4 protein-coding genes are annotated in these 6,680 nt (G+C 68.7%); 1 reads left to right on the forward strand and 3 read right to left on the reverse strand.

The genetic code is table 11. The features are described 5' to 3' along the window. Window positions 1-2,597: glutamate synthase central domain-containing protein (locus Q0066_RS13530; protein ID WP_298133758.1), on the reverse strand; the 2,597-nt coding region annotated here is incomplete at its 3' end. A 292-nt stretch (window positions 2,598-2,889) separates the two neighbouring features. Between Q0066_RS13530 and Q0066_RS13535 the strand changes: the two genes are divergently transcribed. Next, on the forward strand, window positions 2,890-3,927 hold the full coding sequence (locus tag Q0066_RS13535) for a hypothetical protein (protein WP_298133760.1): 1,038 nt from the start codon (window positions 2,890-2,892) through the stop codon (window positions 3,925-3,927). 101 nt (window positions 3,928-4,028) lie between these two features. On the opposite strand, the gene lgt is transcribed toward Q0066_RS13535, so the two are convergent. Continuing rightward, window positions 4,029-4,982 carry a prolipoprotein diacylglyceryl transferase gene (gene lgt / locus Q0066_RS13540; protein ID WP_298133762.1) on the reverse strand — a complete coding sequence of 318 codons (954 nt, stop codon included), beginning with the start codon at window positions 4,980-4,982 and terminating at the stop codon, window positions 4,029-4,031. Between the two features lie 115 nt (window positions 4,983-5,097). Continuing rightward, the gene (locus tag Q0066_RS13545; protein ID WP_298133764.1) at window positions 5,098-6,579 is read right to left on the reverse strand and encodes a glycosyltransferase family 39 protein; all 1,482 of its coding nucleotides are present in this window, start codon (window positions 6,577-6,579) and stop codon (window positions 5,098-5,100) included. Window positions 6,580-6,680: the final 101 nt, after the last annotated feature.

The following is a 6,680-nucleotide window of genomic DNA, read 5'->3' on the forward strand; positions in this document are numbered from 1 at the left end:
ACCTCGTCGATCGGCACCGGCTTGCGGTCGGACGCGAACTCGAGCAGCCCGCGCAGCGTCATCAGCCGCTCGGCCTGGTCGTTCACCCGCTCGGTGTAGGCCTTGAAGATGTCGTAGCGCTTCGACCGGGTAGCGTGCTGCAGCCGGAACACCGTCTCGGGATCGAACAGGTGCGGTTCGCCCTCGCGTCGCCACTGGTACTCGCCGCCGACGTTCAGGGTGCGGTGCGGCAGGGTGATCCGGTCGGGCGGGTACGCCTGGGCGTGCCGTGCGGCGATGCCCTGGGCGATCTCGTTCAGCCCGATGCCCTCGACCCGGCTCGGGGTGCCGGTGAAGTAGCTGTCGACGAACTCCGAGCTGAGCCCGAGCGCCTCGAAGATCTGCGCACCGGTGTACGACGCGATGGTCGAGACGCCCATCTTCGACATCACCTTCAGGACGCCCTTGCCGAGCGCCTTGCGAACGTTGGCGACCGCCTTGTCGGGATCGACCTTCACCAGCCACTCGCGACGGGCCAGGTCCTCGGCCGACTCGAAAGCCAGGTACGGGTTGACCGCCGCCGCGCCGTAGCCGATCAGCAGCGCCAGGTGGTGCACCTCGCGCACGTCGCCCGCCTCGACGATCAGGCCGACGTGGCTGCGCTTCTTCTCGCGCACCAGATGGTGGTGGACGGCCGCGGTGAGCAGCAGCGACGGGATCGGCGCCAGGTCGGCGTTGGAGTGCCGGTCGGACAGGATGATCGTCCGGCAGCCGCGCTCGATCGAGTTGGTCACCTCCTGGCAGAGCTCGTCCAGGGCGGCCTTGAGACCCTCGGCGCCCTCCTCGACCGGGTAGAGCCCGCGCACCACATGGGTGTCGTAGGCGGGCATGGTGCCGTCGCGGTTGATCCGGACCAGCTTGGCCAGCTGGTCGGAGTCGAGCACCGGGTAGCCGATCACGATCTGCTTGCACGAATCCGGACCGGGCTCCAGCAGGTTGCCCTCGGGTCCGAACGTCGAACTGAGCGAGGTGACCAGCTCTTCGCGGATGGCGTCCAGCGGCGGGTTGGTGACCTGGGCGAACAGCTGCGCGAAGTAGTCGAAGATCAGCCGTGGCCGCTTGCTGAGCACCGCCAGCGGCGTGTCGGTGCCCATCGAACCGATCGGTTCGGCGCCGTTGTTCGCCATCGGCGCCAGGATCAGCTTCAGTTCCTCGTGGGTGTAGCCGAACATCTGCTGGCGGCGCAGCACCGAGGCGGCGCTGTGCACCACGTGCTGGCGTTCCGGCAGGTCGTCGAGGTCGACCCGACCCTGCTCGAGCCATTCCTGGTACGGGTGGGCGGCCGCCAGCGACGACTTGATCTCGGCGTCGTCGATCAACCGGTGTTCGGCCAGGTCGACCAGCAGCATCCGGCCGGGCTGCAGCCGTCCCTTCGCGATCACCGACTCCTGCGGCAGATCGAGGACACCGGCCTCCGACGCGAAGACCACCAGGCCGTCGTCGGTCACCCAGTAGCGACCCGGACGAAGACCGTTGCGGTCCAGCGTCGCACCGATCAGCGAACCGTCGGTGAAACAGACCGCGGCCGGGCCGTCCCAGGGCTCCATCAGCGAGGAGTGGAACGAGTAGAAGGCCCGGCGAGCCGGATCCATCTCGGTGTTGTTCTCCCAGGGCTCCGGGATCATCATCATCACCGCGTGCGGCAGTGACCGCCCGCCCAGATGCAGCAACTCCAGCACCTCGTCGAAGGACGCCGAGTCGGAGCCGCCCGGGGTGCAGATCGGGAAGAGCCGCTCCAGGTCGCCAGGGATCAGGTCGCTGGCCAGCAGCGCCTCACGGGCCCGCATCCAGTTGCGGTTGCCCTTGACGGTGTTGATCTCGCCGTTGTGGGCGATCAGCCGGTACGGATGGCTGAGTTCCCAGGCGGGGAAGGTGTTGGTGGAGAACCGCGAGTGCACCAACGCCAGCGCCGACGTGATCCGCTCGTCGGTCAGGTCGGGGAACACCTCGGCCAGCTGCTGGGTGGTCAGCATGCCCTTGTAGACCGTGGTCCGGGCGGACAGCGAGGCGAAGTAGGTGCCGGCCTCGTTGCGGGCACGCTGCCGCAACGGGTAGGCCAGCCGGTCGAGGTCGATACCGGTCTCGCCGCCGGGCGAGGACAGGAAGAGCTGCTCGAAGACCGGCATCGCCTCCCGCGAGATGGGGCTCAGCGTGGAGTCGTCGGTCGGCACCGGACGCCAGCCGAGGACGTCCAGGCCTTCCTCGATGGCGATGTACTCGATGGTGCGCTTGGCACCCGCCCGCTTGACCGGCGAGGTGGGCAGGAACGCCATGCCCATGGCGTAGCTGCCGGCCTCGGGCAGCTCGAAGTCCGCGACGGCGCGCAGGAAGGCGTCCGGAACCTGCAGCAGCATGCCGGCACCGTCGCCCGCGGCCGCGTCCGCGCCGGTAGCGCCGCGATGATCAAGATTCTCCAGGGCGGTCAGGCCCTTGGCCACGATGTCGTGGCTGGCCTCGCCGCTGAGCTGGGCGACGAAGGCGACGCCACAGGCGTCATGCTCGAAGGATGGGTCGTAAAGACCCTGAGCGGGTCTCGCGGGCATCGATGTTTCGGCCATACGGCGTTCTCCTCATCATTCCGGGTGCGCAGGCTCACAGCCGGGGTGCGAAAAGGAACGTCCGCCGCCCGGCGTCGACGCTGCACGCCTGCGCAGCATACAGACGCCAACGTTTCGGCAAAGTTACGAACGCTTGCATTCTGGACGAGCAAGCGCGGACGTCAGCCGACGGGCCTGGCAGTCAAGTTTGTCGCGGCAAGGTGGAAATGACCACCAGGACGACAAATCTTCACATCACCGTCACATGCAGACAGGCCTCGACGCCGCCGTCCAGCTCTCCTACCCTGTCTCCATGACAGGCCTGGAATGGCAGTCGGTGACCGACGCCAACGAGGGTTCCTTCACGGTCGATCTGCCGGCCGGCTGGAGCCACGACGTCCGGTTGCTGCGGGTCGGGCCGGCGCTGCGACGGGTCGTGCGAGCGGTCTCCCCGGACGGCTCCCTGCGGTTGAGCCTGCACGATCCCGATCTGCCGGACTTCTACGAGCCGTGGTCGGGCATGTTCGTCCAGCAGGGCGTGCACCAGTTGGCCGGGTACGTCGGTGCTGAGGTGTTCCTGCCGCAGTATCTGAGCCAGCGCTTCGGCGCGGCGCCCGGTCTCCGCGTCGACCCCGTCCAAGCCGAACCGGAGCTGGTCGAGGCGACGCAGCGAAGGGCCGTCGAGTACGGGGTTCAGGTGCGGTGCAGCGCCGCCGCGGCGCGGTTCGGGTTCACCGACCAGGGTCGTGCTGTGGAAGCGCTCGCGATCCTCTCGACGAACTCGTTCGGCCCCAGTTGGATGGCCGACGTGTGCGTGCTCTTCGCCACCGGCGGCGAGCCAGACCGGGCGCTGCTGCACCGGGCCATGTACTCGGAGCGGACCAGCCAGCAGTGGCGGGCCGGCCAGAATCAGTTGTTCGCGAACCAGCAGGCGATCAACGCCCAGCAGAGCGCGATGTGGACCAACCTCAACCAGACCATGCACAACCAGCGGATGGGCGACATCGCCGCGGCAGGTGCGGCCAACACGGCGATTCACGAGCAACGGGTCGCGATGGGCGAGGCGAGCACCGCTGCCTTCCTGAATCGGCTGAACCAGCCTGTCGCCGGCGGCGGGACCGAATCGCCGGGGCTGGACGCGCAGCACTCCTGGGTCAACATGATGCGTGAGGAAGAGACGGTGCGCACGACATCCGGGGAGGACGTCCAGGTCGACGCGGGCGCCGACCGCTACTTCATGGACGAACGCAACCGGCGCTGGGTGGGCGCCTCCGGGTCGGTGGACGCCAACGACTTCCGGGCCGCCGGGCTGAACCCCGACGACTTCCAGGAGGGTCAGATCCGCCGCTGACGCAGCGGCGCTGGTCGAGCTTGTCGGAGTACACCGCTGGTCGAGACCCCTCCGACACCGCTGGTCGAGCTTGTCGAGACCCTTCCGCAGCCAACAGACCCTCAGCTGCTCGAAGTGCCCTTGCTCTCCGAGGCCGGCACCTCGGCGTCCGACTCATCAGCGGCGGCGTCAACCTCATCCTCCGCGGCCGCCTCGGTGCCGTCCGCCGGGGGCGGATTCCCGTCGGTGGGAGCGGTCAGCGTGACCGACTCCTCGCGTCCGGGACGGTTCTTCACCAGCCAGATCAGCAGCGCGACACCGATCAGGCAGATCAGCGCGGCGACGGCCTGGTTGAACCGGATCGGGCCGAAGGTGTCGTAGGAGAAGTCCAGCCGGATGCCTTCGGTGAAGAAGCGGCCGAATCCGTACAGCGCGATGTAGAGGGCGAAGACCTTGCCGCGGCCGAGGCGGAAACGCCGATCGGCCCAGATCAGGGTGAACGCGACCAGCAGGTTCCACAGCGATTCGTAGGCGAATGTCGGCTGGAATGTGGCGTACTGCTCGAAGCCGGGGACCCGGTGCGCCGGGTCGATCTCCAGACCCCAGGGCAGGTCGGTGGGCAGACCGTACAACTCCTGGTTGAACCAGTTGCCGAACCGGCCGAGCGCCTGACCCACAGCGATGCCCGGCGCCAGCGAGTCGGCCAGGGAGCTGAACCGGACGCCGTAGCGCCGGCACATCAGCCAGGCCGCCAGCGCGCCGCCACCGATGGCGCCGTAGATGGCGATGCCGCCCTCCCAGATCCGCAGCGCGCTCCACGGGTCGATGCCGGGCGCGAAGTAGTCGCCGAGGTGGGTCAGCACGTGGTAGATGCGGGCGCCGACGATGCCCACCGGGATCGCGACCAGCACGATCGTCTCGAACTGTTCGGGTTTGCCGCCGCGAGCCTGCCAGCGCCGGTTGCCGATCATCCAGGCGGCGACCATGCCGGCGATCAGGCACAGCGCATAGATGTGCAGGAAGAAGGGGCCGATCTGCCAGCCGCTGATCGGCGGGGACGGGATGGACAAGAGCACGCGCCCATCCTGCCTCATCGGCGGAACCGCACGGCGCGGGCCGGTGGGTGGACCGGCCTGTAGATGACCGGCCTGTGGATGATCGGCCTGTGGATGATCGGTGGGGTGGTCGGGCTCAGCCGGTGCGTTCCAGCAGCACCAGGGTGACCGGATAGCCCGGATCGACGCTCACGGTCCGCAGCGGGTGGAATCCGAGGTGTGCGAAGGCCGCCTCGGTCTCGGGCAGTCGCCAACCCTTGTCGGCGAAGATCCAGACTCGCTGCACCGAGGTCAGCCGGTCGGCGATCTTGCGGACGCCCAGCGATGGCTGCTTCAACTCCTCCGCACGCCATCCGTCACCGGTGTCGGCACCCACATTGTTGAGCTGCTGCACCGCGTCCGGGAACGACCAGGCCAGCGCGTGCCGGTCGTACCGGACGATGTACAGCGCGTCACCGGGCCGGCTGTTCTCGGCGAGCACGGCCACAGCAGCCGCCACGGTGGGTTTCGCGTTCGGCAGTCGCGAGGCCACCAGCGGCGGCACACAGGCCACCGCGTAGACGACGAGCGCTGCGATCAGCCGCCGTCCGGACAGCCGGCTCAGCAACAGGCCGATCAGCAGGGCGAGCGCCGGCACCGAGAAGCCCAGATAGCGCGGATGGTAGACGGCGGCGAAGGCGCCCACCGTGCAGAGGATGACACTCGGCAGCACCAGCCAGCCGAGCACCCAGACCACCGGTGCCCGCAGCGCCGGCTCCCTCAACAACCGGACGGCGTGCCCGAGAGCGACCAGGGACAACCCGACGCCCAGCCAGGCCAGCCAGTCGACCTGGCCCCAGAAGGCGTCCGCGACGATCTGTGGCAAGCCGTAGTGATACTCCTCGAGCCAGGACACCTGAGCGGATTGCCCGCTGACCCTGATCAGCAGCGGCACTGACAGTCCGGCGGCCGCGGCGGTCGAGACACAGGCCGACACCCGGGCGCGCGCCGGCAACCAGATCAGCATCGCCGCGAGCACCACGTAGGCCAGCGCGGCGTAGAGGAACACGTAGATGCTGGCCGCCGCCAGCACCGTGTAACAGACCCACCAGAGGTAACCCCGCCGCCGGGTCGCCAGCCGGAACGCGAGCATCGCCCCGGTGACCAGCGCCGTGGCGAGCGCGTAGGAGCGGGCTTCGACCGCGGCTCCGGTGAGTGGCGGCAGCAGCGCGTAGCCGAGCCCGGCCCACAACCCGGTGGCGCGGTCGAACAGCTCGGCGCCGAGCAGGGTCATCAGGGCCGCACCGACCGCGACCGCGAGCACCGAGAGCATCCGCAGGCTCAGAATGGCTTCGCCGAACAGCTGCTGCCAGACCCGGACGAGCAGATAGTAGGTGCCGTGCACGGCGTCGATGCGCTCGAGCATCGACCACAACTGGGGCAGGGTGCGCTCGTTGGCCATATGGGTGGCGGCCTCGTCCCGCCAGGGCCGTGGTACACCGACGGCGATGGCGTTGAGAACGAAGGCGAGCAGGCCGATGAGCCCGGCGAGGCGCAGAGTGGGCGCACCGAACCGTTCCGTGCGGGCGTCGCTCGGGGCTGATCGGTCCGAGGTCAGGGGCGGGTGGCCTACGGTCACTCTTGCGACTCTAGTTCGCCCGCACCAACCCCGGCTCTCGCGCACGCCGGGGGACGGTTCTTCCGCGTGCGAAATTCGAACGTCAAAGAACCGTCCCCCGA

Origin of the sequence: Micropruina sp. (assembly GCF_027492755.1) — a bacterium.
Classification (GTDB): domain Bacteria; phylum Actinomycetota; class Actinomycetes; order Propionibacteriales; family Propionibacteriaceae; genus Micropruina.

Coding starts and splice junctions, on each gene's coding strand:
- Q0066_RS13535 (WP_298133760.1), top strand. CDS start 2,890: ATGACAGGCCTGGAATGGCAGTCGGTGACCGACGCCAACGAGGGTTCC.